Origin of the sequence: Streptomyces sp. SAI-170 (assembly GCF_049739565.1) — a bacterium.
GTDB lineage: Bacteria > Actinomycetota > Actinomycetes > Streptomycetales > Streptomycetaceae > Streptomyces.
On sequence record NZ_JBMGQD010000001.1, the window covers coordinates 743,346 to 770,093 of the forward strand.

General features: G+C 73.0%; 26 protein-coding genes. 15 read left to right on the forward strand and 11 right to left on the reverse strand.

All coding sequences use genetic code 11. From position 1 onward, the window contains the following. Positions 1-92: 92 nt before the first annotated feature. From gap to RKD23_RS03380, 7 genes are all read left to right on the forward strand, one after another. Entirely contained in the window at positions 93-1,091 is a 999-nt protein-coding gene (gene gap / locus RKD23_RS03350) for a type I glyceraldehyde-3-phosphate dehydrogenase (RefSeq protein WP_424852213.1), read from the forward strand. Between the two features lie 296 nt (positions 1,092-1,387). Further along, a complete protein-coding gene (locus RKD23_RS03355) occupies positions 1,388-2,560 on the forward strand; it encodes an ATP-binding protein (RefSeq protein ID WP_424852214.1) in 1,173 nt (390 codons plus the stop codon). Further along, positions 2,557-2,958, forward strand: coding sequence for a roadblock/LC7 domain-containing protein (locus tag RKD23_RS03360; protein WP_424852215.1), 402 nt, complete (start codon positions 2,557-2,559; stop codon positions 2,956-2,958). The genes RKD23_RS03355 and RKD23_RS03360 overlap by 4 nt, the downstream gene beginning before the upstream one ends. Beyond that, positions 2,955-3,332: a DUF742 domain-containing protein gene (locus tag RKD23_RS03365; RefSeq protein WP_404041480.1), complete on the forward strand. Its 378-nt coding sequence runs from the start codon at positions 2,955-2,957 to the stop codon at positions 3,330-3,332. Before RKD23_RS03360 ends, RKD23_RS03365 begins: the two co-directional genes overlap by 4 nt. Next, positions 3,307-3,900 (forward strand): GTP-binding protein, encoded by a 594-nt coding sequence (locus tag RKD23_RS03370; RefSeq protein ID WP_424852216.1) that lies wholly within the window; start codon positions 3,307-3,309, stop codon positions 3,898-3,900. Before RKD23_RS03365 ends, RKD23_RS03370 begins: the two co-directional genes overlap by 26 nt. Before the next feature lie 10 nt (positions 3,901-3,910). Further along, positions 3,911-5,248, forward strand: coding sequence for a cytochrome P450 (locus RKD23_RS03375; protein ID WP_424852217.1), 1,338 nt, complete (start codon positions 3,911-3,913; stop codon positions 5,246-5,248). 304 nt (positions 5,249-5,552) lie between these two features. Then, the gene (locus RKD23_RS03380) at positions 5,553-6,683 is read left to right on the forward strand and encodes a tryptophan dimethylallyltransferase family protein (RefSeq protein WP_424852218.1); all 1,131 of its coding nucleotides are present in this window, start codon (positions 5,553-5,555) and stop codon (positions 6,681-6,683) included. Between the two features lie 69 nt (positions 6,684-6,752). Here the strand turns inward: RKD23_RS03380 and RKD23_RS03385 are convergent, their stop codons facing one another. From RKD23_RS03385 to RKD23_RS03400, 4 genes are all read right to left on the reverse strand, one after another. Then, positions 6,753-8,045, reverse strand: coding sequence for a flavin-containing monooxygenase (locus RKD23_RS03385; RefSeq protein ID WP_424852219.1), 1,293 nt, complete (start codon positions 8,043-8,045; stop codon positions 6,753-6,755). A 99-nt stretch (positions 8,046-8,144) separates the two neighbouring features. Next, positions 8,145-8,672: a DM13 domain-containing protein gene (locus tag RKD23_RS03390; protein ID WP_424852220.1), complete on the reverse strand. Its 528-nt coding sequence runs from the start codon at positions 8,670-8,672 to the stop codon at positions 8,145-8,147. Positions 8,673-8,794: 122 nt separating this feature from the next. Next, positions 8,795-9,400 (reverse strand): isochorismatase family protein, encoded by a 606-nt coding sequence (locus RKD23_RS03395; protein WP_424852221.1) that lies wholly within the window; start codon positions 9,398-9,400, stop codon positions 8,795-8,797. Positions 9,401-9,474: 74 nt separating this feature from the next. Further along, positions 9,475-10,458, reverse strand: coding sequence for a GlxA family transcriptional regulator (locus RKD23_RS03400; RefSeq protein ID WP_424852222.1), 984 nt, complete (start codon positions 10,456-10,458; stop codon positions 9,475-9,477). 88 nt (positions 10,459-10,546) lie between these two features. Between RKD23_RS03400 and RKD23_RS03405 the strand changes: the two genes are divergently transcribed. From RKD23_RS03405 to RKD23_RS03425, 5 genes are all read left to right on the forward strand, one after another. Then, positions 10,547-11,059, forward strand: coding sequence for a GNAT family N-acetyltransferase (locus tag RKD23_RS03405; protein ID WP_424852223.1), 513 nt, complete (start codon positions 10,547-10,549; stop codon positions 11,057-11,059). Positions 11,060-11,151: 92 nt separating this feature from the next. Next, complete coding sequence (locus RKD23_RS03410; protein ID WP_424852224.1) at positions 11,152-11,565, forward strand: hypothetical protein; 414 nt, start codon at positions 11,152-11,154, stop codon at positions 11,563-11,565. A gap of 11 nt (positions 11,566-11,576) precedes the next feature. After that, positions 11,577-14,231: an ATP-binding protein gene (locus RKD23_RS03415; protein WP_424852225.1), complete on the forward strand. Its 2,655-nt coding sequence runs from the start codon at positions 11,577-11,579 to the stop codon at positions 14,229-14,231. A gap of 58 nt (positions 14,232-14,289) precedes the next feature. Then, positions 14,290-15,252 carry a LysR substrate-binding domain-containing protein gene (locus RKD23_RS03420; RefSeq protein WP_424852226.1) on the forward strand — a complete coding sequence of 321 codons (963 nt, stop codon included), beginning with the start codon at positions 14,290-14,292 and terminating at the stop codon, positions 15,250-15,252. Between the two features lie 93 nt (positions 15,253-15,345). Then, the gene (locus RKD23_RS03425) at positions 15,346-16,677 is read left to right on the forward strand and encodes a carbohydrate-binding protein (protein WP_424852227.1); all 1,332 of its coding nucleotides are present in this window, start codon (positions 15,346-15,348) and stop codon (positions 16,675-16,677) included. Positions 16,678-16,759: 82 nt separating this feature from the next. On the opposite strand, the gene argG is transcribed toward RKD23_RS03425, so the two are convergent. Continuing rightward, on the reverse strand, positions 16,760-18,205 hold the full coding sequence (gene argG, locus RKD23_RS03430) for an argininosuccinate synthase (RefSeq protein ID WP_404041499.1): 1,446 nt from the start codon (positions 18,203-18,205) through the stop codon (positions 16,760-16,762). 89 nt (positions 18,206-18,294) lie between these two features. Here argG and RKD23_RS03435 point away from each other — a divergent pair, with 89 nt between their 5' ends. Beyond that, positions 18,295-18,573, forward strand: a complete 279-nt coding sequence (locus tag RKD23_RS03435; RefSeq protein ID WP_424852228.1) for a hypothetical protein — start codon at positions 18,295-18,297, stop codon at positions 18,571-18,573. Positions 18,574-18,797: 224 nt separating this feature from the next. On the opposite strand, the gene RKD23_RS03440 is transcribed toward RKD23_RS03435, so the two are convergent. The 3 genes from RKD23_RS03440 to RKD23_RS03450 form a co-directional block, all read right to left on the reverse strand. Continuing rightward, positions 18,798-19,412, reverse strand: coding sequence for a hypothetical protein (locus tag RKD23_RS03440; RefSeq protein ID WP_424852229.1), 615 nt, complete (start codon positions 19,410-19,412; stop codon positions 18,798-18,800). Positions 19,413-19,439: 27 nt separating this feature from the next. Then, the gene (locus RKD23_RS03445) at positions 19,440-19,967 is read right to left on the reverse strand and encodes a hypothetical protein (protein WP_424852230.1); all 528 of its coding nucleotides are present in this window, start codon (positions 19,965-19,967) and stop codon (positions 19,440-19,442) included. 71 nt (positions 19,968-20,038) lie between these two features. Further along, positions 20,039-20,617 (reverse strand): helix-turn-helix domain-containing protein, encoded by a 579-nt coding sequence (locus RKD23_RS03450; protein ID WP_404041506.1) that lies wholly within the window; start codon positions 20,615-20,617, stop codon positions 20,039-20,041. A gap of 94 nt (positions 20,618-20,711) precedes the next feature. On the opposite strand from RKD23_RS03450, the gene RKD23_RS03455 reads away from it, so the two are divergent. After that, positions 20,712-22,106 (forward strand): MFS transporter, encoded by a 1,395-nt coding sequence (locus RKD23_RS03455; RefSeq protein ID WP_424852231.1) that lies wholly within the window; start codon positions 20,712-20,714, stop codon positions 22,104-22,106. Positions 22,107-22,161: 55 nt separating this feature from the next. Here the strand turns inward: RKD23_RS03455 and RKD23_RS03460 are convergent, their stop codons facing one another. Further along, entirely contained in the window at positions 22,162-23,148 is a 987-nt protein-coding gene (locus tag RKD23_RS03460) for an aldo/keto reductase (protein WP_424852232.1), read from the reverse strand. Between the two features lie 110 nt (positions 23,149-23,258). Here RKD23_RS03460 and RKD23_RS03465 point away from each other — a divergent pair, with 110 nt between their 5' ends. Continuing rightward, entirely contained in the window at positions 23,259-23,828 is a 570-nt protein-coding gene (locus RKD23_RS03465) for a GNAT family N-acetyltransferase (protein WP_424852233.1), read from the forward strand. Here RKD23_RS03465 and RKD23_RS03470 read toward each other — a convergent pair. Then, positions 23,809-24,999 (reverse strand): hypothetical protein, encoded by a 1,191-nt coding sequence (locus tag RKD23_RS03470; protein WP_424852234.1) that lies wholly within the window; start codon positions 24,997-24,999, stop codon positions 23,809-23,811. The two genes, RKD23_RS03465 and RKD23_RS03470, sit on opposite strands and share 20 nt — an antisense overlap. Then, the gene (locus tag RKD23_RS03475) at positions 24,996-26,648 is read right to left on the reverse strand and encodes a protein kinase domain-containing protein (RefSeq protein ID WP_424852235.1); all 1,653 of its coding nucleotides are present in this window, start codon (positions 26,646-26,648) and stop codon (positions 24,996-24,998) included. The genes RKD23_RS03470 and RKD23_RS03475 overlap by 4 nt, the downstream gene beginning before the upstream one ends. Between the last annotated feature and the right edge of the window lie 100 nt (positions 26,649-26,748).

Below are 26,748 nucleotides of genomic sequence, written 5' to 3' on the forward strand. Positions count from 1 at the left end.
ACCATGGCGCTCTCGCCCGGGTCATGCGCGGGCGCCGCGCGCGAGGCTGGTGACGCACCAAGGGACAAGACAAGGACCGAGGGACACCACTCATGACCCGCATCGCCATCAACGGTTTCGGCCGCATCGGCCGCAATGTGCTGCGCGCCCTGCTGGAGCGCGACAGCGCCCTGGAGATCGTCGCCGTCAACGACCTGACCGAGCCCGCCACGCTGGCGCGGCTGCTCGCCTTCGACACCACGGCCGGGCGCCTGGGCCGTCCGGTGAGCGTCGACGGCGACACCCTCGTCGTGGACGGCCGGCGCATCAAGGTGCTGGCCGAGCGTGAGCCGGCGCAGCTGCCGTGGGCCGAGCTGGGCGTGGATCTCGTGCTGGAGGCGACGGGCCGGTTCACCTCGGCGAAGGCGGCCCGGGCGCACATCGACGCGGGCGCGAAGAAGGTGCTGGTGGGCGCGCCGTCGGACGGTGCCGACGTGACGCTGGCGTACGGGGTGAACACGGACGCGTACGACGCCGAGCTGCACACCGTCGTCTCCAACGCCTCCTGCACGACGAACGCGCTCGCCCCGCTGGCCGCGGTGCTGGACGAGCTGGCGGGCATCGAGCACGGCTTCATGACGACCGTGCACGCCTACACCCAGGAGCAGAACCTCCAGGACGGCCCGCACCGCGACCCGCGCCGCGCCCGTGCCGCCGGTGTGAACATCGTGCCCACCACGACGGGCGCCGCGAAGGCGATCGGCCTGGTGCTGCCGGGCCTGGACGGCAAGCTGTCCGGCGACTCGATCCGGGTGCCGGTGCCGGTGGGCTCGATCGTCGAGCTGAACACGACCGTCGCCCGGGACGTCACGCGCGAGGAGGTGCTGGACGCCTACCGCAAGGCCGCCGAGGGGCCGCTGGCCGGGATTCTGGAGTACTCGCAGGACCCGCTGGTGTCGGCCGACATCACCGGCAACCCGGCCTCGTCGATCTTCGACTCCGAGCTCACCCGGGTCGACGGGCGCCACGTCAAGGTGGTCGCCTGGTACGACAACGAGTGGGGCTTCTCCAACCGCGTCATCGACACGCTGGAGCTGCTCGCCGCAGGCTGAGCCGCTGATCGTTCGAACTCCCCGTCCAGGGCTGCCCGGGCGGGGAGTTCTGCTGTCCGGGGCACGCTTTCGGGGGTGATCGTCCGGAATCACCCCCGACCGCCGCACAAGCGCGGCTTTCCCGGATTACACGCCAATACACCGACCCTGCAAGGGTATTGACGGAACGTCATAACTTCCTGTGGTGATACGATCACCCCGCACTTGCGGAGTGCGGTTCGGATAGGCGCACCGCTGGTTCACCCCCGCATTGGCGGAGATTCAACCATCTGACCGTCGGGCCTGAAGAGAGTCTTATGACGTACATACAGAACCCACTGGTGTGGGCTCTCCTCGTCACCACCCTCGTCGCGGTCGCCGCCTTTGTCCGCCAGCGCAGAGCGGCCAAGTCCCTGCGGCAGGACGTCGACGGACTGAGGGTCCATTACTCCGAGCTGGAGACCGACTACGCGAAATCCGTGCAGGCGGCTCAGGAGCAGGCCGAGGAAGCGACGAAGACGGTTCTGAAATCCGCGATGCGCACCCTTCAGGGTCTCGCCGCGGAACAGCAACTGGTCATCTCGGGACTGCAGAACAAGTACGGCGAATCGGCGATTCTCCAGGACCTCCTGGAAATCGACCACACCAATTCCCAGTTCGGCCGCCGCGCCCAGTCCATTGCGGTGCTCTGCGACGGCTGGCTGGGCCGGCAGCGCGATGTCGCCTCGGTTTACGACGTGGTGCGCAGCGCGCAGGGCCGGATCCGCCACTACCGGCGGGTGGAAATTCTGTCGCAGGTGGACTTCGCCCTCACCAGCCGCGCCGTGGAACCGGTCGCCCTGGCCCTGGCCGAACTCCTCGACAACGCCACCAGCTATTCCAGCCCGGACAGCGTCGTCGAGATCAACATCCGGACCGTGCCGAAGGGCATCTGCATCGTCGTCGACGACGCGGGCGTCGGCATGAACGACGAGGAGCGCGCCCGGGCGACCAAGCTGCTCTCGACCGAGCGGGTCTCCGGAGTCTCCGCGCTCGGCAATCCGCCGCAGTTCGGCTTCGCGGTGGTCGGTGTGCTCGCCGAACGCTTCGGCTTCGAGGTGTCGGTGGACTCCAGCTCACCCTACGGCGGTGTCCGCGCCGTCCTCCTCCTCCCCCACGAACTGCTCACCAGCACGCCGGAGAAGCGCGTGCCCGCGTCGAGCGCCCCGGCCGCCACCGGGCTCGCCCGCGGTGGCCCCGAGGCCGCCGCGCCCCTCGCCGCGACGGCCGACGGTCTGCCCAAGCGGCGCCGCAAGCGGCCGATGACGATCGTGCCGGGCAGCGCCCCGGCTTCCCCCGCCCCGGCCCGCTCGCACGCGGAGACCGCGGCGATCATGGGTGCGTTCCAGCGGGGTACGCAGTCCGGTCGCGCCACGACCCCGGACGCGGACCGCGCGGAGCCGACGAACGGCACACCTGGTGCAGGCACTGAAGGACATGAGGTCTCGTGAACGACGATCTGGCATGGATGCTCGACAGCGCCCTGGAGATTCCCGGCGCCCTGCACGCGGTCCTGATCTCCGCCGACGGTCTGTTGATGGCGCGGACGAAGGACTTCGACAAGGACGACGCGGACCGGGTGGCCGCCGCGATGAGCGGGGTGCAGTCGCTCAGCCGGTCGCTGGGGTTCTTCTGCGAGGGTGACAACCAGAAGTGGCGGCAGACGCTGGTGGAGTTCGACGGCGGCTGGGTGTTCCTGATATCCGCCGGCGAAGGCGCCTACCTCGGTGTCTCGGCCACCCCTGACGTCGACATGGCCGACATCACCTTCCGGATGCAGCAGCTCGTCGGCCAGCTGGGCAAGGCGCTGACGACACCGCCCCGCGAGAACCTCGGTGCCTCGTCATGAGCGGGGCGGACGCGTGGGAGCCGGAGGCCGCCGAACTCGTCCGGCCGTATGTCATCACCCGCGGTCGGGGCTTACCCGATGAACAGCAGCTCTCGCTGATCACTTTGGTCACGGCGGCCGAGGACCACCAGCAGCGGCCCACCCGCCTGTCGCCCGAGGAGCAGCAGCTTCTCGACATCTGCTCCGCCGGCTATCTCTCGGTCGCCGAGATCGCGGGGCACACCCGTTTCCCCCTGGGTGTCGTGAAGATCGTCCTGTCCTCGCTCGTCGAGGGCGGCTATCTCCTCACCCGCCCGCCGGTCGAGCGCGCTCCCGTCGCCGATCTGCAGATCCTGGAGGAGGTGCTGCATGGTCTCAGGGCCAAGTTTGGATGAACGGGCCTACGTCCGCGGCGGAGCGCAGCAGACGGCCGTGAAGATCCTGGTCGTCGGGCATTTCGCGGTGGGCAAGACCACGTTCATCGGCTCGATCTCGGAGATCGTCCCGCTCACCACCGAGGAGACGATGACCCGGGCCGCCGAGTCCGTCGACGACCTCAAGGGAGTCTCCGGCAAGACCACCACCACGGTCGCCATGGACTTCGGGCGCCTCACCATCAGCGACCGGGTCGTGCTCTACCTGTTCGGCACACCCGGCCAGCAGCGCTTCGTGCAGATGTGGGAGGACATGGCCCGGGGCGCGCTGGGAGCCCTGGTGCTGGTGGACCCCGAGCGGCTCGCGGACTCCTTCCCGGTGATCGACCTGATCGAGAGCTACGGCCTCGACTACGCCATCGCCGTCAACCACTTCGACAGCACGCCCCTGCGAGAGGAGCGCGCCCTGCGCGAGGCGCTGGACCTGCTCGACGACACCCCGGTCGTCACCTGCGACGCGCGCGACGAGCAGTCGTCGGCCCAAGCACTGATCACTCTGGTCCGCTATCTGCTGGACCGCGCCTCCTAGGAGCAAGCACATGGACGACCGTTCCCCCGCCCCCGTGCCGCCGCCCGGGTGCCCGGCGCACGGCTCCGGTGGCCGAGTGCCCCTGTACGGGCCCGAGTTCGCGGCCGATCCGCAGGCGTACTACACGTATCTGCGCCACTACGGGCCCGCCGCGCCCGTCGAACTCGCTCCGGGGGTGGAGGCGACCCTCGTCACCGACTACCAGTCGGCGCTCCAGCTCCTGCAGGACTCCGGCTCGTTCCGCAAGGACGCGCGCCGCTGGCGGGACCTCAACGACGGCAAGATCCCCGCCGACAGCCCGGTCGTGCCGGCGCTCGCCCACCGCAGCAACTGCATGTTCACCGACGGCGCCGAGCATCTGCGGCTGCGGCAGGCCGTCACGGACAGCATGGCGCGCATCGACGCGCGCCGGATCACCCGCACCGCCGAGCAGGCGGCCGACTACCTCATCGCCCAGTTCGGCGGACGGGGTTCGGCGGACCTGCTGAGCGACTACGCCAAACAGCTGCCGCTGTTCGTGTTCAACGAACTCTTCGGCTGCCCCGCGGACATCGGCGACCGCGTCCTGTTCGGCATCTCCGGCATGTTCGACGGCATCAACGCGGCGAAGGCGACCGAGGTCCTGTTCCAGGCCGCGGGGGAGCTCATCGCGCTCAAGCGGGACCGGCCCGGCGACGACGTCACCTCCTGGCTGATGGGGCACGAGGCAGGGCTCACCGACCAGGAGATGGTCCACCAGCTGGCGCTGCTTCTGGGCGCTGGTGCCGAGCCGCTGCGCAACCTGATCGGCAACACCCTCCACCGTCTGCTCACGCACGACCGGTACGCGCACGGGGGCGGGCTGATCGAGGAGGCCGTCGACGACACGCTGTGGGAGAACCCGCCGATCTCCAACTACGCGGCTCACTACCCCGCGTCGGACATCGAGTTCGCGGGCCGGGAGCTGGCGGCGGGCGAACTGGTCCTGGTGAGCTTCGCGGCCGCCAACACCGGCCCCGCACTCACGCAGGCACGGCAGGCGGGCAGCAACCGTGCCCACCTCGCCTGGAGCGCGGGTCCGCACGCCTGCCCCTCCAAGGAGACCGCGCGGCACGTCACCGTCACGGCGGTCGAGTATCTGTTCAACCGGCTGCCCGACATCGAACTCGCCGTCCCCGAGGACAGTCTGACCTGGCGTCCGGGCCCCTTCACCCGGGCACTGGTCACGCTGCCGGCCCGCTTCACCCCCCTGCAGCCGGTTCGGCAGCCCGCCGCCCGGGTGGCGGAGGCAGCGGCGCCTCGGGCCACGGACGCGGCACCTCGGCGAGCGGGGCTGTGGAGTCAGTTCCTGAACTGGCTGGCCAAGTAGACACCCTGAGGACGTAGGTCACACGACACGCACCAGTCCCGTACGACCGCATGAACCTCTGAGCGGAAGGGTAACCATCGCTTCCGTATCGGTTTCCGGTCGAAGGAAGGTTCGTGTCCCGAATAACCGTCGGCTCCGCGCGAGTTCGCCCACCCGGATGGGGACGGCGTACCCACAGCCGCAGCGCAAGAGGTCACATTCGAAGACAGCAGGGGAAGATACCCGCCCTCACCGGCGGGTATCTTCTTGCGCCCAGGGCCCTCACCGGGCCGGGCGCGCACTGCGGCGCCCCCCGGGGGCGCCGATGAGGGGCAGTCGGAGCTCCCTTCCCTCCCCGGCACTCGGCTACTTCGCGGCACGGCAGTTGGTGCGGCTGTGCGACATCGCCGGGCTCGCTCCGGGAGACGTCGCCACCTATGTGGACGTCCTCATCGACGCGCTCGGCCCCGTGGCCGCACGGCGTCTCGACGAGCCGCCGCCGTATCCGACGTTCCTGTCCGACGACCACACGCCTGTCGAGTACTCCTTCGCGTTCGTGCCGGGAGGCGCGCCGACGCTGCGCGTGCTGCTGGACCCGGGATGCGGCGCGGACGGTCTCGCGGGCAACGGCCGCACCGGCCTGCGGCTGGTGCGTGACATGGCCAGGACCTGGGACTTCTCCACCGACCGGCTCGACGAGCTGGAGGACCTGTTCTTCCCCGACCGCCCCAAGGGCCCGCTGGCACTGTGGCTCGCGCTGGAGCTGTGCCCCGGCGGGGTGCCCAAGGTCAAGGTGTACCTCAACCCCGCCGCCTCGGGGAGAAAGCGTTCCTTCGCCACGGTCCGGGAGGCCATGCGACGGCTCGGCCACGCCGAGGCGTTCTCGGCCCTGCCCCCCGCGGACGGCTTCCCCTTCCTCGCCCTGGACCTCGGCGACTGGGAGACGCCCAGGGCCAAGGTCTACCTCCGGCACGACGGCCTGTCGGCGACGGAGGCGGCCGGCCTGTCCCGGATGCCGGACGGGCCCACGCCCGCCGCGCTCACGGAGTTCTTCCGCACGGTGGCCGGACTCGATCCCTCGGGCTCGGAGGACGCCGTACCCCTCACCGGGCGCCCCGTGCTGACCTGCCACGCCTTCACCGGCTCGATGACACGGCAGCCGAGCGGGTTCACCCTGCACATCCCGGTGCGGGACTACGTCCGGCACGACGGCGAGGCCCTGGAGCGGGCCGTGACCGTGCTCTGCCGACACGGTGTGGACCCCGCGCCGCTGCTCGGGGCGCTGCCCGCCGTGACCTCACGCCTGCCCGAGGAGGGCATCGGGCTCATCGCGTATCTCGCACTGGTCCACCAGCAGGACCGTCCGCCGCGGCTCACGGCCTACCTGTCCTCGGAGGCGTACGCGGTACGTCCGCCGCTGCGCGTGCCGGTCCGAAGCGCCGCGCTGGTCCTCTGACCCGCTGTCCGGGGCCCCGAGCCGAGGGTGCGGCCAGCGTCGCCCGCACCCCGCGCGGCAGGGCCGGGTTCACCCGTCCTCGCTCAGCTGCCGCAGATAGGGCACCACGTCGACCTGGAGGGAGGTGCCCTCGCTCTCCCCGTACCGCTGGGCGATCCCGCCGAGGTGCGCGGCGATCTCCTCCCGCATCACCTCCGGCGACGGCAGACGGGCGTCACCGCCCACGATCCGGGCCACCCACTGGCTCTGCGCCTCCACGAGCCGGGTGATGGTGCCGACCGGCCGCACCAGACCGACGAAGTACAGACCGGGCAGGTCGGGGGCCACGACGCGCTTGTACAGTTCGACCGAGCCGCGCGGCCCCGCCGGAGAGCCCGCGGGCAGGAACGGAAACGCCATGCGGTAGCCCGTGCAGTAGACGATGGCGTCGGCCTCCTCCACGCTTCCGTCTGTGAAGCGGACCTCGCTACCGGCCAGGGAGTCGATCGCGGGCCGAGGGAACACGGCGCCATGGCGTATCCGGCTGAGGATCTCGTCGGAGATCGTCACCGCCGAGGCGAAGATCGGGTGATCGGGCTCGGGCAGCCCGTAGTCGGCCAGCCTGCCTCGCGCGACCAGCAGCGCCTGCTCCACGAACCGCCGCTGCTCCGGCAGCGTCATCCGGGTCCACCAGGGGGCGTTGGCTATCTGATCGAGCGTCATGCCGAAGAGCTGCTTGGGCACGATGTGCAGCCCCCGCCGCACCGACAGCACGGTCCGTGCCGCGTGCCGGGACAGATCGGCCGCGATGTCCACGGCCGACGCGCCAAGTCCCACGACGACCACGCGCTGCCCGTCGAAGTCCCGGCCGTCGTGGTAGTCGAGGGCGTGCAGGATCTTGCCGCCGAAGGAGTCGGCGCCGGAGGGCAGCGGATCGGGCAGGTGGGCCTCGGTGTTGTGCCCCGAGGCGACGACCACGTGGTCGAACTGCCGCGGCATCTCCACGCCTTCGGCGTCCCGGCTGACCACCGTCCAGCGCCCGTCCGCCTCCTGACGCACCGACAGCACCTCGGTGCGCAGCTCGATCCGGTCCTGCACGCCGGCCCATGCGGCGAAGGAGCGCAGATACGCCGCCATGTCGCTGTGCCGGGGGTAGAGAGGCAGGGAGTCCGGCATCGGGAAACCGGTGTAGGCGGTCAGTTCCTTGGCCGAGTTCAGGTGCAGCGCCAGGTAGCCGGGCCCGCGCTCACCCGCCTGCGGCTGCCGCCAGATCCCGCCCACGTCCGAGGCCTTCTCGAGGCACACATGGTCGATGCCCCGTTCCCGAAGGGACCGCATGACGGCCAGCCCGGACAGCCCGGCACCGATCACACACACGCTCAAGGATTCCCCCACAAGTGTCATTCGCACAGCAGGGAACATCCTTGCCCCACCCGCTCCTCCCTCACACGGTGATCTGGAACACCGGAGTCCGGGAGTCCGTCAGCCCGCCACGGGGGTGAGGTCGGCGGCGCCGAAGGAGACCGAGAAGCGCTTGCACCACAGCACCGCGCTGCGGAACCCGGACAGGTCGGTACCGGCCGGGACGGTGTAGTTCTGGTCGCCCAGGTTTCCCTTGAGCTCCCCGAGCTCGACCGCCCCGTCACCGAGCCCCGAGCGCACCTCGTCGGCGTCCCGGGTGGAGAGGTAGACGCGTACGTCGGGGCCGTCGGAGGTCCTGAGGTCCTCCAGGCGCAGCAGCCGGGCGCCGTCGGCGAGCCGGATCGTACGGGCGGTGCCGCTGGTGTCGTGCTCGTGGGTGACGAAGGTGCCCTCTGCGAGGTTCTCGGGCACGATGTCCTGCTTCGGCGCCGCTTCCTTCCTCGCGGGGCCGACCGCCGTCGGCAGCGCCTCCTCCACCCTGGTGTCGGTGAACGCCTTCCAGGGCTGGAAGAGATACAGCACGACGGCGGCGGCGACCGCGGCCACCAGGGCGGCGAAGACGGCCGTACGACGGGACACGCGGGACACCGGGACCCTCCTGCGGGGACTGGGCGGGAAGGCCGTGCGTCGGCCGCTCCCCCGATGTGCCCAGCCAACACGCCGCCGCGCCCGCGCGAAACCGCCGCGGCGGCGCCGTAAGACTCCGGTAATCAGGGCCGGGTGAGGTCGTCCACCGTGCGGGCGACCGTGCCGAAGAGGTCGCCGATGGTGGTGAGGGCGGCGGTGTGGAGGTCGGCCGCGGGGACGACGGTGCCGTCGGGTGCGGCCAGCGACCGGGTGGCGCAGGCCTCGGCGACGACGGCGGGCCGGTAGCCCTGGGCGAACGCGCCCTGGGCGGTGAAGGTGACGCACATGTGGGTCATGAAGCCGGCCAGCACCAGGTCCTCGCCCGCGCCGAGTTCGCGCAGGGTCTTCTCCAGGTCGGTGTCGCGGAAGGCGTCGGGGAACTGCTTGACCACCACGGGCTCACCGTCGGCGGGGGCGACCTCGGGGCTGATGGCGCCGATCTCGGCGCGGATGTCGTAAGGAGTGTCCGGGCCGCCGTCGTTGACGACGTGGACGACCCGGGCACCGGCCGCGCGAGCGGCGGCCAGCAGCCGGGCACCGGCGGCGAGGGCCTCGTCCGCGCCTTCGAGGGCCATCACGCCGGTGAGGTAGGTGTTCTGGTAGTCGATCAGGACGACGGTGGCGTCGGCCAGCCGGGGCAGCCGGCCGTCGAGACCGATGACGTCACGCAGGGTGCTGGAAACGGGCATGGCAAAGCTCCTTGGTCATAAGGGGGTTGAGAGAACGGGCACAGTGAACGCCCGTGTGAGGTGGGGGCCGCCGCTCAGCCGTTGGTGCGGAAGCGGCGGCGGTAGGCGGCCGGGGTCGTGCCGAGCTGCTTGCGCAGCGCCCGGTGGAGGGTCTCCACCGAGCCCAGTCCGCAGGCGGCGGCGACCTCGTCGAGAGGCTGGTCGGTGCTCTCCAGCAGCCGGCGGGCCGCCTCGACCCGGGCGGCCTCGACGTAGGCGGCCGGTGTGGTGCCGGTCTCCTGGCGGAAGACCCGGGCGAAGTGGCGCTCGCTCAGGCACATCCGCGCCGCGAGCGCCGAGGCCGACAGGTCGCCGTCGAGGTGGTCGGAGATGTGCAGGCGCAGTTCGTCGATGTCCCGGCGGGCGGCCGGGGGCCGGCTCAGCGGGACGGAGAACTGGCTCTGCCCGCCCTGGCGTTTGAGGTACATCACCAACTGCCGGGCCACCGCGAGCGCGACCTCCTCACCGAGGTCCTCGGCGACCAGCGCCAGCGCGAGGTCCATGCAGGCGCTGATGCCCGCCCCGGTCCACACCGACCCGCTCCGTACGAAGATGGGGTCGGGGTCGACGGTCACCTCCGGGTGCTCGGCGGCCAGTTGCGCGGCCGTCGACCAGTGCGTGGTGGCGGTCCGGCCGTCCAGCAGTCCGGCCGCGGCGAGCACATGCGCGCCCACGCGCACCGACGCCACCCGCCGTGCCTCGGGCGCGACCCGCTTGACCCACGCGACGACGTCCTCGTCGATGCGCGCGACGGGCCCTTCCGGCAGCACGTCCACCGCACCGGGCACCAGGAGGGTGTCCAGCCCACCGTCGACGTCGTCGAACGCGAGGTCCGCGACCAGCCGTACGCCCGCCGAGGTCGTCACCGGGCCGCGGGTGGGCGCCGCGAGCTGCACGGCGTAGCCCGCCCGGCCGCCGGTCTCCCGGTTGGCCAGCGCGAACACCTCGGCCGGGCCGGTGACGTCGAGGAGGTCGACATCGGGGAAGACGGCGATGACGACTCGGCGGTTCGTGGACATGTCTCCATGGTCGGCCGCCCCGCCCACGACCGCAATGACGGTCTTCTGTCACATCCGGACACCGCATCCCCCCGGGTAGGGTCCTGCCATGACGGTCCTGCATGGCACCCACGTCGTCCTGCGTCCCGCGACCGAGGACGACGTCCCGGCCCTGGCGGCCATCCGCGCCACCCCCGAGGTGCGCGCCCGGTGGCGAGGCGGCGACGACCTGGCGGCGGAGGTCGCCGAGGACCTGGCCGACCCCGGCACGCACGTCCTCACCGTCGAGGCCGAGGGCCGCATCGTGGGCCTCATCCAGTGGTACGCCGAGGACGACCCGGAGTACCGGCACGCCGGCATCGACCTCTTCCTCGACCCCGCCGTCCACGGCAGGGGCCTGGGCACCGACGCGGTCCGCACCCTCGCCCGCCATCTCGTCGACGACCGCGGCCACCACCGGCTCGTCATCGACCCGGCCGCCGACAACGCACCGGCGATCCGCTGCTACACCAAGGTCGGCTTCCGCCCCGTCGGCATCATGCGCCAGTACGAACGCGGCGCCGATGGCACCTGGCACGACGGCCTGCTGATGGACCTCCTGGCGGACGAACTCGAACGCTGAAAGCCGCCTCGGCGCAACCGACTGACACCCAACTCGCCTCGATCTAGGCTGGGTTGGCAGGCAGTGACGTAGGAGCGGCACGGGGGTGGGGCATGGATCCGAGTACGGTCGCACAGCTGGCGGGGTCGGCGCTTGTCGCCGCGATGGCCACGGACGCGTGGCAGCAGGCGCGCACCGGGGTGGTCTCGGTGTGGCGGCGGGTCCGCCCCGAGGAGGCACCGGCGGTGGACGACGAGCTGGCCGAGGCCCGCACGGTCCTGCTGGCGGACGACGCCCCGGCGGACGCCGGTGAGCTGACCGCGCTGTGGCAGCGCAGGCTGCTGGAGCTGCTGCTCGCCGACACCGCGCGCACCGAGGAACTGACCCGGGAACTGCACCGGCTGACCCAGCGCCTCGACTCCGCGCCGCCCGCGCCGGCGGTCGGCACGATCCGGATGCACGCCAGTGCGACCGACGGTGGCAGTGTCTACCAGTCCGGCCGCGACATCAACATCAGCGGGCGCTGACGGAGCGGCCGGTGGCGTCGCCCGACAGATCCGACGGCCGCGCGCACGCCGACGCGGTACGGCTGTCCGCCCTCGCGACCTCGGGCGGCAGGGTCGTCCAGGCCGGGCACGACGTGCGGATCACCGAGGTGCACCACCATGCGCAGGTGCCCGACGCGGTGGTCGTGGTGGAGCGCGTGCAGCCGGCCGCGGAGGCGGTCGGGGAGGTCTTCGTCGGCCGGGACACCGAGGTGGAGTCCGTCCTCGGTGTGCTGGACCCCACGCACGAGGCGTCCGCGATGGTGGTGGTGTCGGCCGTGGCGGGGCTCGCCGGGATCGGCAAGACCGCGCTGGCCCGGGTCGGTGCCGCCGAGGCGGTGTCCCGCGGCTGGTTCCCCGGCGGCGCGGTCTTCGTCGACCTCAACGGCTATGCCCTCCAGCCCGAGCAACGGGTGCGGCCGGAGCAGATGTACGGCCCCCTGCTGCACGCGCTGGACGAAGGAGCCGCGGACACGGTCGCCCCGCAGCACCAGGCGGTGCAGTACCACCGGCTGCTCGACGACCTCGCGGAGCGGGGCCGCAGCGTCCTGCTCGTCCTGGACAACGCCTCCACCAGCGAGCAGATCGCCTCCCTGCTGCCGCGGTCCCGCCGGCACCGGGTGCTGATCACGTCACGGCACACGCTGGCCGTCCGGGGCTCACGCACCCTGGACCTCAGGACGCTCGCGGGCGCCGACTCGCTGAGACTGGTCAGGCAGCAGCTGGAGCAGCTGTCGGCGTGGGACTCCCGCGTCCACGACGACCGGGCGGGCCTGGTGCGGCTGTGCGACCTGTGCGGGCATCTGCCGCTGGCGCTGCACATCGCCACGGCCCTGCTGGCGGGCGCCCCCGGGCTGGGGCCCGGCGAGCTGGCGGACGACCTGGAGCGGGCGCACAGCAGGCTCGACGTGCTCGACGACGGGGAGCGCGCCGTGCGGGCCGCCTTCGACCTGTCGTACCACCGGCTGCCGCCCGACCCGGCCCGTCTGTTCCGGCTGCTGCCGCTCAACCCCGGCCCCCACTTCGGGATCGAGACCGCCGCCCGGCTCCTCGGGCTCACCGGGTCCGAGGCGCGTCCCCTGCTGCACGAGCTGGGCCGGGCGCACATGATCGAGCACGTCGGCGCGGGCGCCTGGCGGCAGCACGACCTCATCCGTGACTACGCCATCGAGCTGATGGCGAAGAACCGGGACGACCAACTCGGTCCGGCGGAACGGCTGCTGGATCACTACGCGGTCAGGGCGGCGGCCGCCGCGCAGGTGCTGGACAGCGCACCGGACCCGGACTCCCCGGCCGTGCAGAGCGCGCTCGCGTGGTTCGACCGGGAGCAGCCCAACCTCCAGGCCGCGGTCGGGGTGGGGGTGACCTTCGACGACGTGGACGCCGCGCTGCGCATCCTGGAGGGATTCGTTCAACTTCACCGGTTCCGAGGCCAGTTGCACGACCTCGAGGAGACGGCCCGCCGGATCGCCGACGTGGCGTCCGCGTCGTCCGACGCCGACAGCACGCTGTGGTCCCTGGCGGGGCGGGCGTGGGAGCTGGGGGCACAGGTCGGCGGGGCGGAGCCGGGCACGGCGGCGGAGCTGCTCCTGGACCTGGACGTGGGCGCGCTGCAATGGACGCTGGAGAACGACCTGGGCGCGGCTCACGACGAGCTCACCGATCTGTGGCGGACGGCCCAGCGGGTCTCGTCCGGTCTGGCGCGGGCGGAGCAGCTCGCCGTGGTACCGCTCCTGTTCGAGATCGCCGGTACGGCGTCCGCGGTGGACCTCGAGCAGTCGCTGGTGACGGAGCCCCTGAAGGACGCGCTGCGTCTGGCGCGGCTGCATGGTGACGCCCTTCTGGAGGCCCACACGCACCTCGTCAAGGCCCGGCACTGGGTGCGGCGGGAGCGGGTCGTCGCCGCTCTCGACCGTATCGAGGCCGCCCTGGAACCGTTGGAGCGCTCCGCGGGTGCCGAGCGGTCGCGGCGTGAGCAGGTCTGCCGTGTGCTCACGGCGATCGCGTTCGACACGGCCAACACGGTGGTGTCCCTGCGCCGGCAGCTGCGCACTCCGGCGGACCATCTCGCACGGGCCCAGCGCCTTTCCGTGGCGGCGTGGCGACTCCTCGACTCCCCCGAGCACATCGCGGCGACGCTGAGCCGTTTCGCCGAGCTGCGTCACAAATCAGGTCACTACCAGGCGGCGATCGACCTCTACCAGAAGGCGATCAGCGTGTATCAGGGCGTGCACCGACGCAGGGATCTGGCCCGTACGCATGTGAACCTGTCCGCGGCACACACCGCGCTGCGCCATCACCATCTGGCCGCGGACGAGGCACGGCGGGCGGCCGAGCTGTTCGCGGCGGACCTCGACCTGCCCGGGGTGTCCCGGGCCAAGACCCTCCTCGCCTACAGTCTGCTGGCCATCGGCGACGTGTCGGAGGCGCTGGACGTCGCCACCGAGGCGAAGGAGGCGGCCGTCGACGCGGGCGACCAGGAGGGTCAGGTGTCCGCCGGGGTGGCTCTCGCCCTGACTCTCAAGGAGTACGGGCTGGGCCAGGACGCCAGGCACGAGGCGCGACTCGCCGTGCAGCTCTCCGCCCGTGTCGGCCGCGAGCTGCACTGGCCGACGCGCGCCCGGCTCCGGGAGGCCGGCCTCATGTAGACCCCCTGGTCCGTACCAACCCCTTGCCGTCGTCCCGTTCACGCTTCAAGCTCCCCCCATGGAGCTGGAGTTGCGGCATCTGAGGACCGTCCGGGCGATCGCCGACGCGGGGAGTCTGACGCGGGCGGCGTCGGAGCTCGGCCTCGCGCAGCCCGCGCTCAGCGCGCAGCTCCGGCGGATCGAGCGGGCACTGGGCGGGGCGTTGTTCGAGCGGGGGCGGTTCGGGGTGCGGGCGACCGCGCTGGGGGAACTGGTGCTGGACCGGGCGCAGCTCGTGCTGCCCGCGGTGAGCGAGTTGCAGCGGGAGGCGGTGCGGTTCTCCCAGGGAGAGCGGCGGGCTCCGCAGCGGCTGCGGCTCGGAGGGACGCACGGGCCGCTGCTGGGGGCGCTGGTGGACCGGCTCGCGGACGCCGTGCCGCACGCGACGGTGACCACGTGTGCCTCCTGGTCGGAGCGGGAGCTGGCGGAGCTGCTGACCGAGGGGCGGCTGGACTTCGCGCTGACCGGCACCTGCGGTTCGGCCGCTCCCCCGGGCAGAGCGGAGCTGGTGTGGCAGGAGGTCGCCGTCGACCCGGTGTTCGTGATGCTCGCCGACGGCCATCCGCTGGCCGGGGGCCGGGGAGAGCTGGAGCTGGCCGCGCTGGCGGACCAGGAGTGGGCGTGTGTGCCCGGGGACGGCTGCTTCGCGGACTGCTTCACCGCGGCCTGCGCCCGTGCCGGGTTCACACCGCGCCGGATGTACGAGACGGACACCGCGTCCGTCGTCCATCTCGTGCAGGTGGGCCGCGCGGTGGGGTTGTGCCGGGCCGTCTTCCCGCCGACTCCCGGTGTCACCACTCGTCCGCTGGCCGGTACGCCCCTGCTGTGGCGGCATCTGCTGGGCCGGCACCCGGCGGCCGGGCGGCCGGACGCCGCGGCGACCGTGCTGGCGCAGGCCCGTGCCGCGCATGCCGTCGCGGCGGCGCGCAGCGGGAGTTACGCGGACTGGCTGGCAGGCCGGGAGGCGACCCGCGTTCCATAACACCGGGGCAGGGGGTCGAACGATGTCTTACCGGGGCCGGTCGCGCGTCCCTACGGTTTCGGCACCGCCCACCGACTCCGAGGAGACCTCCCCATGCTCCGACCCCATGCCAGAGCCGTCCGCGCGGCCGCGGCGGCGACGGCTGCCCTGCTCGTGTCCGGGCTCAGCGGCACCGCGAGCGCGCGGCCCGAACCCGCCGCGGCGACCCTCCGTACGGCCGACGCCCCGCCCGCACTGCTGCGCGCCATGGAGCGCGACCTCGGCCTCGACCGGCGGCAGGCCGAGCGCCGCCTCGCCAACGAGGCCGAGGCCGGCGCCACCGCCGGCCGGCTGCGGGCCGCTCTGGGCGGGGACTTCGCGGGCGCCTGGGTGCGCGGCGCGGAGTCGGCCACGCTGACGGTGGCCACGACGGACGCCGCCGACGTGCCCGCGATCGAGGCGCAGGGCGCAAACGCGGTCGTCGTACGGCGTTCCCTCGCGGCCCTGGACGAGGCCAAGGCACGCCTGGACCGGGCGGCGGCCCGGCACGCCACCCCGGACACACCCGTCTGGTACGTCGATGTCCGCACCAACTTCCTGGTGGTGCAGGCCGTGCGGGCCGAGGCGGGGCGTGCCCTGCTGGCTGCGGCCGGAGTCGAGGGCCGCGTGGAGGTGTCGGCGGAGCGGCCGCGTCCGCTGTACGACCTGCGCGGCGGAGACGCGTACTACATGGGCAGCGGCGGCCGTTGCTCGATCGGCTTCCCGGTGACCCGGGGCACGCAGCAGGGCTTCGCCACGGCCGGTCACTGCGGCCGCGCGGGCACGACCACGTCCGGCTCCAACCGGGTCGCGCAGGGCACGTTCCAGGCGTCGGTCTTCCCGGGCAACGACATGGCCTGGGTGGCCGCCAACTCCAGCTGGACGGCGACCCCGTACGTCAATGGCTCCGGCGTGCAGGTCGCCGGTTCCGTCCAGGCGCCCGTGGGCGCGTCGGTGTGCCGCTCCGGCTCGACGACCGGCTGGCACTGCGGCACGGTCCAGCAGCACAACACCAGCGTGACCTACCAGGAGGGCACCGTCTCCGGTGTCACCCGTACGTCGGTGTGCGCCGAACCGGGCGACTCGGGCGGCTCGTTCGTCTCCGGCAGTCAGGCACAGGGCGTCACCTCGGGCGGCTCGGGCAACTGCACGTCCGGCGGGACGACGTTCTTCCAGCCGGTCAACCCGATCCTCCAGGCGTACGGCCTGACGCTGAAGACGACCGGAAGCGACCCGGGCGACCCCGGTGACCCGGGTGAGCCGGGCGGCACCTGGTCGGCCGGGACTGCCTACCAGGCGGGCGACACGGTGACCTACGGCGGCGCGACGTACCGCTGTCTCCAGGGCCACCAGGCGCAGACGGGCTGGGAGCCGCCGAACGTGCCGGCGCTGTGGCAGCGCGTCTGACCGGGAGGGACAGGCAGAAACGGACGGGGCGGACCGGCACTCGTGGTGCCGGTCCGCCCCGCCCGTGTCCTCAGGCGTCCGGTCAGTCCGTGCCGGACTCGATCGCGGCGCGGTCCAGCGCCTCGTCCTCCTCGGAGACCTCGCCGCGGGAGGCGATGGCCTCGGCGCCGCCCTCGGGCATCGCGCCGATCAGGCCGGTCGCGGCCGCCTGCGCGGCACCGACGGCGGGACCGGCGGCGCCGATCAGGCCGAGGCCGGCGTACTGCTCGAGGCGGGCGCGCGAGTCGGCGATGTCGAGGTTGCGCATGGTGAGCTGGCCGATGCGGTCCGAGGGGCCGAAGGCCGAGTCCTCGGTGCGCTCCATCGACAGCTTGTCGGGGTGGTAGCTGAACGCGGGGCCCGTGGTGTCGAGGATCGAGTAGTCCTCGCCGCGCCGCAGCCGCAGGGTCACCTCGCCGGTGACGGCCGCGCCGACCCAGCGCTGGAGGGACTCGCGGATCATCAGCGCCTGCGGGTCCAGCCAGCGGCCCTCGTACATCAGGCGGCCGAGGCGACGGCCCTCGATCTGGTACTGGGCGAGGGTGTCCTCGTTGTGGATCGCGTTGACCAGGCGCTCGTAGGCGGCGTGCAGCAGGGCCATGCCCGGGGCCTCGTAGATGCCGCGGCTCTTGGCCTCGATGATGCGGTTCTCGATCTGGTCGGACATGCCCAGTCCGTGCCGGCCGCCGATGGCGTTGGCCTCCAGGACGAGGTCGACGGCGGAGGCGAACTCCTTGCCGTTGATCGTCACCGGGCGGCCCTGCTCGAAGCCGATCGTCACGTCCTCGGTGGCGATCTCCACGGCGGGGTCCCAGAACCGTACGCCCATGATCGGCTGGACGGTCTCGACGCCGGTGTCCAGGTGCTCCAGGGTCTTGGCCTCGTGGGTGGCGCCCCAGATGTTGGCGTCGGTGGAGTAGGCCTTCTCCGGGCTGTCGCGGTAGGGGAGGTCGTGGGCCAGCAGCCACTCCGACATCTCCTTGCGGCCGCCCAGCTCGGTCACGAAGGTCGAGTCCAGCCAGGGCTTGTAGATCCGCAGGTGCGGGTTGGCGAGCAGGCCGTAGCGGTAGAACCGCTCGATGTCGTTGCCCTTGTACGTGGAGCCGTCGCCCCAGATCTGCACGTCGTCCTCGAGCATCGCCCGCACCAGCAGGGTGCCGGTGACGGCGCGGCCGAGCGGCGTGGTGTTGAAGTACGCCCGTCCGCCCGAGCGGATGTGGAACGCGCCGCAGGCGAGCGCGGCCAGGCCCTCCTCGACGAGCGCCGCACGGCAGTCGACCAGGCGCGCGATCTCGGCGCCGTAGGTCTTCGCGCGGCCCGGCACCGAGGCGATGTCGGGTTCGTCGTACTGGCCGATGTCGGCGGTGTAGGTGCACGGGACGGCACCCTTGTCGCGCATCCACGCGACGGCGACCGAGGTGTCGAGGCCGCCGGAGAAGGCGATACCGACGCGTTCGCCGGCCGGAAGGGAAGTGAGGACCTTGGACATAGGAAGAGTATGCATCCTCCTGCATGGTCATGCAACCCACGGCATATTCTCGCCGCGCGCGAACGGCCCGCGCTTCTTACGATCACAAAGTGGCGCACACCTTCGAAGAGCTGATCGAGAAGCAGCGCGCGGCCGACCAGGCGCACGCCCGGGTCGAGGAGCTGCGCGACCAGTACGGCCCGCCCGCGCACAACCCGTGGCCCGAGCATCAGACGGAGGTGTACGAGACCGCCTGGCGCGCCTGGCGCGAGCTGGCCCGCGACGTCCAGGAGGCGGTCACCGAGTACGCCAAGGACCAGGGCACGGCCCGCAACCAGGTCGAGGCAGACGTCAGACAAGCCGTACGCCGTACCGGGGCCGAGGGCTAGGGCCTGTCTTCCGGATCAGGCCGGCCATAAGGGACATGGGCTTCTTGGCCGGGTCGAGCGGGGTCTGGTGCGTGCAGCTGCAAGGCGGAGGAGGGCGTCGACGCGGAGCGTCGGCAACCGACGACAACGCGGCAGATGTGCGTGCCAGACCCCGCGACGCCGGCATGATCCGGAAGACAGGTCCTAGGCCCTGAGCACTGGCCGCACAGGGCCTGGCACAAGCCCTACTCGCTCAGTCCCACCAGTGCCCAGCTTCTCGCCGCCGCCTCGGTGACGACGGTCCCCCAGCCCTCCAGCAGGTCCCGGAACGCCCCGAAGTCACCGATCCAGCCGTCGGGCTCGGCGGCGTGTGCGGTGAAGGCCCCTTCCAGGCCGGCGAGGGCGGGCCGGGTCCGCTCCCAGATCGCGGCCAGTTCTCGCACGCCGTCGGGCGACCGGGACAGCAGCAGGCCGCGGTGGGAGGGGCCGTCGCCGAAGACCTCCGGGTCGGTCGGCTCCGACAGACCGTCCGGGCCGGGCCAGAAGAGCCCGAGCAGCAAGGCGTCCACACCGGCCCGCACCGGCTCGCCGACCTGGTCGCGGAACGCCTCCCACCGGTGTCCGGCCCAGAAGTGGGGCTTGAACGAACCGCAGGTGCGCGCGAACTCGTACACGGCGAAACGCTCGCCGGCCACACCCCGTGGCCGGACCCAACCGGCGTCCACCAAGGGCGCGTCGGCGTCCCACAGGCCTGTCCCGTCGTCGTACCAGGCGTCCCTTAGGCGTTCCAGGCGCTGCCCGGCCGGCACCTCGCTCAGCCACGACCAGTCGGCGATCAGCACGGTGATGTCCAGCCCCATGGCCGACGACGATAACGGGGCCGCACGTCAGCGCGGGACCAGGGCTCCCGCCGGGGTGAGGGCCACCTGCGCCTGACGGCCGCCGGGCGAGCAGTCGCGGCCGTTGGGGTAGGTGACCTGCGCGGTGACGGTCGTACGGCGCTTCAGGACCGTACGGCCCCGGTCGTCCCTCAGCTCCAGCGTGATGCGGACGGGCCCGGCCGGGAGGTCGTCCAGCTCGGCGAAGCCGGGCCGCACGGGCCGCTGCGTCGGCTCGGCGGCGGGCGGGGTGGGGGACTTCGTGGTCATCACGGGGTCGTCGGCGACGGGCGCGGGGTCCTCGCGCAGGCGCAGCCCGGTGGTTCTGCACATGGCGTCCCAGCAGGTGGTGAGGTCGGCCGCGGCCGCCGTACGGGCGAGGCTCGGGGCGATCTCGACGCCTATGCCCGACGGCGAGCCGATCAGGGTGCACGGGTGGGTGTCGCCCCCGAGGACCCCGCACGCGGTCTGCGCCGCCAGGGCGGAGACGGCGAGGGCCCGTGCGGCGGCGCGTCTCGCGCGAGGTCCGTGGATCATGGCGCCCGATCCTCGCACACCGCGCACCGAGGCCCCGCTCATGAGCCGGTCACCGAGCACCGACGCTCTTCTCATGAGCCGGCCTCCGGGCCGGTACGCACGACGGCCTGGTCGCCGTGCGGGCCGAACAGATGGAGGATCTCGACCGCGCTGTCGCCCGCGGGCCCGAACCAGTGGGGTTCGCCCGTGTCGAACTCGGCGACCTCGCCCGGCCGCAGCGTGACGTCGGAGTCGCCGAGGATGAGACGGAGCCGGCCGGCGAGGACGTAGAGCCACTCGTAGCCGGCGTGGGTGACGAGCTTCGGTTCGCGCGGGGCGAGCACCTGCTTGAAGACCTGGACTCGGCCCGGGTACTGCGTGAGGGGCACCAGGACGCTGCCGCGGTCCTTGCGGTGGGGGCGCAGGTGCACCCGTGGGTCGCCGGTGGCCGGGGCGGCGACGAGCTGGTCCAGGGCCACGCGGTGGGCCCGCGCCAGCGGGATCAGCAGGTCGAGGGTGGGGCGCCGGATGCCGGACTCCAGACGGGAGAGCGTGCTCACGGAGATGCCGGTGTCCTGCGCCAGTGCCTCCAGGGTGAGGCCTCGGTCGCGCCGCAGGGCGCGCAGCCGGGGTCCGATGCCGTCGAGGATCTGGGCGAGTTCGGCGTCCATGGCTTCATTTTGCGGCCTTCGCAAAGACGCTGGGTGGGGGACGTAGGCGGGTCCGAGCATGGCGGCACATGATCCCGACGGAAGGCGGCCGCCGATGACCACGACCTCTTTGCCGGCAGAACCCGGACTCAGTGCGCGCGGACGCTGGACGGTCCTGGCCGTCTGCGCGCTGAGCATGTTCCTGGTGGGCCTGGACACCACCATCGTCAACGTGGGCCTGCCCGCGATAGGGGACGGCCTGGGGATCGGCACCCGGGGCCTGGAGTGGGTGGTGGACGCCTACACCGTCGTCCTGGCCGCTCTGCTCATCGCCTCCGGCGCGCTCGCGGACCGCTTCGGGCGGCGGCGGATGTTTCGCGTCGGGCTGGTCGTCTTCGGGCTCGCCTCGCTGGTCTGCGCGCTGGCGCCGTCGCTCGGCGTCCTGGTCGCGGCGCGGGCCGTGCAAGGGGTCGGGGCGTCGATGCTGAGCCCGGTGGCGCTGGCGATCGTGGTGAGCGCGATGCCCGATCCGCGGGAGCGGGCCCGGGCGATCGGGATCTGGGCGTCGGTCTTCGGGCTGAGCATGGCGGCGGGGCCGGTCACCGGCGGGGCGCTCGTCGCCGCGTTCGGCTGGCGGTCGGTGTTCTGGGTCAACGCGCCGGTCGTCGTGGCCGCGCTGGTGCTGGTCGCCGTGTTCGTGCCGGAGTCCCACGGGCAGCGCGCACGCCGGCTGGACCTGCCCGGGCAGGTGCTGCTCACGCTGACTCTCGGGGCGTGCGTCTGGGTCCTCATCGAGGGCCCGCGCATCGGCTGGGCCTCCCCCGCGGCGGCGGCCTGCTACGCGCTGATCGCCGTCACCGCGGCCGCGTTCGTCCGGGTCGAGACCCGGCGGAGCGAGCCGCTGATGGATCTCGGGCTGTTCCGACGGCCCGTGTTCGCGGCTGCGGTGCTGGGCGCCATCGCCGTGTTCGTCGCGCTCGGCGCGGCCCTGCTGCTGAACACGCTCTACCTCCAGCACGCCCGCGGCTGGACCCCGCTCGCGGCCGGGCTCGCGACCCTGCCCATGGCGCTCGGCGCCACCCTGTGCGCGCCCTGGGCGGGCAGCCTGGTGGGCCGGCTCGGGCCGCGGCGTCCGCTGCTGCTCGCGGGCGCCTTCACCGCCGCGGGCGGACTGTGCCTGGTGAACCTCGGCCAGGACACTGACATACGCCTGCTGCTGACGGCCCAGCTGCTGCTCGGCATCGGGTTCGGCTTCGCCAACGCGCCGCTCACCAACACCGCGGTCGGCGGGCTGCCGGCCTCCCGTGCGGGCGTGGCCGGGGCCATCACCTCCACCGCGCGCCAGGTCGGCTCGGCGGTCGGCGTGGCCCTCGCGGGCGCCCTGGTCGCCGGGGTCGGGCCGGACGCGCTCGCCCGTGCCACCCGCCCCGGCTGGCTGCTGGTGACGGCCTGCGGGGTGTTCCTGCTCGGCGTGGCGCGCGCTGCCGCGCCGGTACGCCGGGACGCGTGACAGCCCGGCCGTCGGCGAAGGGCCCTGCCCATCAGGCATCGGCCCTTCCGGACGCTCAGCCGTCGACGAAGGTCAGGCTGCCGGCGTCGTAGCGGGAGCCCGCGATCAGCTCCGGCGGGGCGGCGGCCTCGACGGCGGCGAGGTCGTCCGGGGTCAGCTCGACGGTCAGGGCGGCGAGGTTCTCCTCCAGGTAGCGCTGCCTGCGGGTGCCGGGGATCGGCACCACGTCGTCGCCCCGGTGCTGCACCCAGGCCAGGGCCAGCTGTCCCGCGGTCACGCCCTTGGCCTCGGCCAGCTCCTCCAGAGCGGCGACGATCGCCAGGTTGCGTTCGAGGTTGCCGTCGGCGAAGCGCGGCTGCGTGCGGCGTACGTCGTCGGCGGCCAGGCCCTCGACCGAGCCGACCCGGCCGGTCAGGAAGCCGCGGCCGAGCGGGGAGAACGGCACGATGCCGATGCCGAGTTCACGGCAGACCGGGGCGACCTCGGCCTCCAGGCCACGGGTCCACAGCGACCACTCGCTCTGCAGCGCGGCGATCGGGTGCACCGCGTGCGCCCGGCGGATCGTGTCCGGGGCCGCCTCCGACAGCCCGAGGTGGCGCACCTTCCCGGCCCGCACCAGCTCGGCCATCGCGCCGACCGTCTCCTCGATCGGCACCCGCGGGTCCACCCGGTGCTGGTAGTACAGGTCGATGTGGTCCACGCCGAGCCTGCGCAGCGAGGCGTCGCACGCCTCGCGCACGTAGGCCGCGTCCCCTCGGATGCGGGTGGGCTCGCCCAGCCGGTTGGCGAAGCCGAACTTCGTCGCCAGCACCACCTCGTCGCGCCGGCCCGCGATCGCCCGGCCGATCAACTCCTCGTTGTGCCCGGCGCCGTAGAAGTCGGCGGTGTCCAGCAGGGTCACGCCGAGGTCGAGGGCGTGGTGCAGGGTGGCGACGGACTGCGCGTCGTCGCCGGCGCCGTAGCCGTGGCTCATGCCCATGCAGCCCAGCCCCTGGGCGGAGACCGCCAGTTCGCCGAGGTGCCGGGTGGGGATGTGCGTCATGATGCTGCCTCCTGGTGGTCCGCGACGGGCGTTCATGACGCTAGGCGTTGAAGCGCGCTCCAAGTCAAAGCGCCGCCTCGGCCGCCGAGTTGGCCGGGTAGAGTCCTGGCATGTATCCGGTCAGCCGGCGCGGCGCCCGACTCGGGCTGCGCGAGGTCGAGTCGGGGGACGTGGACGCGGTCCTCGCGGTCTACGGCAGCCCGCGCGCGACGGAGCATCTGTCGTTCGAGCCGCGCACCCGGGAGCAGGTCGCCGACATCGTCGCCCGGTCCGTCGCCTCGGCGGGTGCCGACCCGCGCACGGAGTACGCGCTCGCCGTCGTCCTGCCGGAGGCGGCCGAGTTGGTCGGGTTCGGCCGGCTGGCGCTCGACCCGCACCAACAGCGCGCCGCTACGGTCGGCTTCGCGCTGCGCCCCGACGTCTGGGGCGCCGGATACGGCGTCGAGACGGTACGGCTGCTGCTCGGCGTCGCCTTCGACGACCTCCGCCTGCACCGCGTCTGGGGCGCCCGCTCGCCCCACAACGCCGCGTCCGCACGGACCATGGCCGCCGTCGGGATGACGGAGGAGGGCGTCATCCGCGAACACGTCCTCAAGGGCGGCGTCTGGCGGGACAGCGTGGTCCACGCGATCCTCGACCGTGAGTGGCGGGCGTCCGCCTCTAGGGGCAGTCGTACGTGATCTGGGCCGTGACCGTGCGGCTGGTCGGGGTGAGGAGGCGCAGGTCCGCCTGTCCCGTGAGGTGGCCCTCCCCCTCGAAGGTCCATCGCAGGTGCAGGCGCGCCTCACGCTGTCCCCGGGCCAGGGTCTCGCGCAGGACGCCGGAGGCGGTGCCGTCGCTGCGGATCCAGCGGTAGGTGAGGGTGCCGGGGCTGCCGTCGGTGGTGACCCGGGCGACGATGTCCGACGTGGTGTCGCAGCCGAGCACCGCCGGACGCGCCACGACGCTCACCGACCGCACCTCGACGGACGAGCCGAGCCGCTGCCAGGCGAGGAACGCCAGCACGCACAGGAGCACCACCGCGGGCAGGGCGTATCGGCGCAGCCCGGGACGGGGCCGGGCAGCGGGCGGCTCGGCCACGACGGACACCTGCCGCAGCGTCCGCTCCGCGAGAGCCGCCGTGACGCCGGGGCCGAACCGCAGCACGGCACCCTCGACACGGTCCGGCTCGGGCCCGCCCTCCAGTGCCCCTGGCACGGTGGCCTGCGCCCCCGGGCCCTGGCTGCGCAGGGTCCCGGTCGCACCGGACCCCGGCCCCGGGCCCCGCACGGTCCCCGCCTCCGCCGACGCCGCGCTCTGGTCCCCCGCGGGCACAGTGGCCTGAGGCCCTCGGCCCCCGAGTCGCACGGTCCCGGTCGCACCGGACCCCGACCCCGGGACCCGCACGGTCCCCGCCTCCACCGACGCCGCGCTCTGGTCCCCCGCGGGCACGGTGGCCTGTGACCCCGGGCCCTGGATGCGCAAGGTCCCGGTCGCACCGGACCCCGACCCCGGGACCCGCACGGTCCCCGCCTCCACCGACGCCGCGCTCTGCTCCCCGGCGGGCACAGTGGCCTGGGCTCCCCGGTCCCCGAGTCGCACGGTCCCCAGCTCACCAGCCCCCGGACCCGACACCGCGGGCACGGTCTTCTCCGGCTGCCCGTCCTGCATCCGCAGGGTCCCGGTCTCCCCTGGCTCCGGACTCTGGATCCGCACAGTGCCCGTCTCGTCCGGCTCCGGACTCTGGATCCGCACAGTGCCCGTCTCGTCCGGCTCCGGGCCCTGGATCCAGTGGCTGGCCAGCACGGTGGCGCTGTAGTCGTCGTCGGGCCCCGAACCGGGCGCGGGCGTGCTGTCGTCGTGGGTGGTCATCTCAACTCACACTGCCTGGTCAGAAGCTGCTGCGAGGCCCCGCCGTCGGCGGAGGCGGGAGTGGTGGTGGCCTGCACGGTCCAGTAGCAGCCTCGGCTCTGGAAGGTGTGCTCGACCGTGACCGTGTAGCTGGTGGCGCCGCTGCGCTGGACGGTCTCGGTCGCGCCGTCCGGGGTACCGGGCTGTCCGGAGGTGTCCCCGGTGAACCACGCGACGTTCACGGACACCGGCCCGGTGCCGTCGGTGGTGACGGTGAAGGTGGCGCTGGCGGTGAGCAGGCCCGTCTGCTGGAAGGCCGTCACCGTCACGTCCTTGACGGCCGTCGGGGCGTCGCTGGTGGGCGGGGCGCTCGTCGGCGGGGCCTCGGTGTCGCCGGGCGGCGGCGGAGGCGGCGGCTCCGTGGTCTCCGCGGGGGTGGTGGCGGGCGCGGACACGGAGGGCGCGGCCGTGGCGGTCGGCGTCGGGGTGACCGACCCCGTCTCCGTCGCCGAGGCCGTCGGCGTCTCGGCCGAAGCCGAGGGGGAGGCCGTCCCGGGCACCGAGGGCGACGCCGATGCGCCGGGACTCGCGCTGGTCGTGGCCAGGGCCCGCGCGGCCTCGCCCGGGGCCGCTTCGGAAGCGGGCGGCTGGGCACCGTAGGCGAGGAGGATTCCCAGGAGCGCCAGGGCGCCGGACAGGAGGAGTCCCGAGCGGCCCGGCAGCCAGGCGCGGAGGCCGCCGGGGGCGGTGGGCCCGGCCAGGACCGTGCGGGCGGTGTCGACGGTGGTGCGCGGGTCGGTGCGGGGCCGGGGCAGCAGCAGGGGCAGCAGGGCGACGAGCGCGGCGAGCCGGCCCCGGCCGCGCTCCTCCCAGTCGGGGCCGTAGGCGGCACCGGCGGCCGCCTCCAGTTCGCGGACGAACTCCTCGGCATGGGTGGGTCGTTGGGCGGGGTCCTTGGCCAGGCCCCGGCGCACCAGGTCGCGGACCGGCTCGGGGACCTCCTCCGCGGGGATCGGCGCGTCGACGTGCCGCAGCGCCAGTTCGGCGAGGTTGTCGCCCTGGTAGGGCTTGCGGCGGGTGAGGCACTCGAAGAAGGTGGCCGTCGCCGCGTACACGTCGGCCGCGGGCGAGGCGGGGGCGCCGGTCCACTGCTCGGGCGCCATGTAGGCGGGCGTCCCGGCGATGGTCGCGCTGATGCCGGAGTCGACCGCGATGCCGAAGTCGACCAGACGGGACGTGCCGTCGGGCCGGACCAGGACGTTCTCGGGCTTGTAGTCGCGGTGCACGACCCCGACGCGGTGCGCGTCGGCGAGGCCGAGCAGCGAGCCCTTGAGGACGACCAGGGCGGCCTCGGGCTCCAGGGGCCCCTGCCGGGCGAGCAGCGCCCGCAGGGACACGCCGTCGACCAGCTCCATCACGATCGCGGCGCCGTCGGGGCTCTCGACGTACTCGTACAACCCGGCGACGTACGGGCTCGCCAGTCCGCCCAGGCGCCGGGCCTCCGCCCGGAACTCCTGGACGAAACCGGGCCGGGTGCGCAGCGAGTCGCTGAGGTATTTGACCGCGACCGGCACGCCGGTCTCGGTGTGCACGGCCAGGACGACCCGGCCGCTCGCGCCTGAGCCGAGTTCCTGTGACTCGGCGTATCCGGGCACCGCCCAAGCATTCATGCGTTCAGAGACACATTTTCGGCCACCGCGGTTGCGGTCGGAACGCGCGCGGAAGGGAAGGGTGTCAGTGGCCCGGCTCACATGGCGTACGGAGGGCATG

Excerpts from the sequence above, each read along its gene's own strand:
- RKD23_RS03475 (WP_424852235.1), bottom strand. The coding sequence starts at position 26,648 with ATGAATGCTTGGGCGGTGCCCGGATACGCCGAGTCACAGGAACTCGGC.
- RKD23_RS03405 (WP_424852223.1), top strand. The coding sequence starts at position 10,547 with ATGACGGTCCTGCATGGCACCCACGTCGTCCTGCGTCCCGCGACCGAG.
- RKD23_RS03420 (WP_424852226.1), top strand. The coding sequence starts at position 14,290 with ATGGAGCTGGAGTTGCGGCATCTGAGGACCGTCCGGGCGATCGCCGAC.
- argG (WP_404041499.1), bottom strand. The coding sequence starts at position 18,205 with ATGTCCAAGGTCCTCACTTCCCTTCCGGCCGGCGAACGCGTCGGTATC.
- RKD23_RS03400 (WP_424852222.1), bottom strand. The coding sequence starts at position 10,458 with ATGTCCACGAACCGCCGAGTCGTCATCGCCGTCTTCCCCGATGTCGAC.
- RKD23_RS03375 (WP_424852217.1), top strand. The coding sequence starts at position 3,911 with ATGGACGACCGTTCCCCCGCCCCCGTGCCGCCGCCCGGGTGCCCGGCG.
- RKD23_RS03355 (WP_424852214.1), top strand. The coding sequence starts at position 1,388 with ATGACGTACATACAGAACCCACTGGTGTGGGCTCTCCTCGTCACCACC.
- RKD23_RS03460 (WP_424852232.1), bottom strand. The coding sequence starts at position 23,148 with ATGACGCACATCCCCACCCGGCACCTCGGCGAACTGGCGGTCTCCGCC.
- RKD23_RS03410 (WP_424852224.1), top strand. The coding sequence starts at position 11,152 with ATGGATCCGAGTACGGTCGCACAGCTGGCGGGGTCGGCGCTTGTCGCC.
- RKD23_RS03470 (WP_424852234.1), bottom strand. The coding sequence starts at position 24,999 with ATGACCACCCACGACGACAGCACGCCCGCGCCCGGTTCGGGGCCCGAC.
- RKD23_RS03370 (WP_424852216.1), top strand. The coding sequence starts at position 3,307 with ATGGTCTCAGGGCCAAGTTTGGATGAACGGGCCTACGTCCGCGGCGGA.
- RKD23_RS03465 (WP_424852233.1), top strand. The coding sequence starts at position 23,259 with ATGTATCCGGTCAGCCGGCGCGGCGCCCGACTCGGGCTGCGCGAGGTC.
- RKD23_RS03395 (WP_424852221.1), bottom strand. The coding sequence starts at position 9,400 with ATGCCCGTTTCCAGCACCCTGCGTGACGTCATCGGTCTCGACGGCCGG.
- gap (WP_424852213.1), top strand. The coding sequence starts at position 93 with ATGACCCGCATCGCCATCAACGGTTTCGGCCGCATCGGCCGCAATGTG.
- RKD23_RS03450 (WP_404041506.1), bottom strand. The coding sequence starts at position 20,617 with ATGGACGCCGAACTCGCCCAGATCCTCGACGGCATCGGACCCCGGCTG.
- RKD23_RS03455 (WP_424852231.1), top strand. The coding sequence starts at position 20,712 with ATGACCACGACCTCTTTGCCGGCAGAACCCGGACTCAGTGCGCGCGGA.
- RKD23_RS03440 (WP_424852229.1), bottom strand. The coding sequence starts at position 19,412 with ATGGGGCTGGACATCACCGTGCTGATCGCCGACTGGTCGTGGCTGAGC.
- RKD23_RS03380 (WP_424852218.1), top strand. The coding sequence starts at position 5,553 with ATGAGGGGCAGTCGGAGCTCCCTTCCCTCCCCGGCACTCGGCTACTTC.
- RKD23_RS03425 (WP_424852227.1), top strand. The coding sequence starts at position 15,346 with ATGCTCCGACCCCATGCCAGAGCCGTCCGCGCGGCCGCGGCGGCGACG.
- RKD23_RS03445 (WP_424852230.1), bottom strand. The coding sequence starts at position 19,967 with ATGATCCACGGACCTCGCGCGAGACGCGCCGCCGCACGGGCCCTCGCC.
- RKD23_RS03365 (WP_404041480.1), top strand. The coding sequence starts at position 2,955 with ATGAGCGGGGCGGACGCGTGGGAGCCGGAGGCCGCCGAACTCGTCCGG.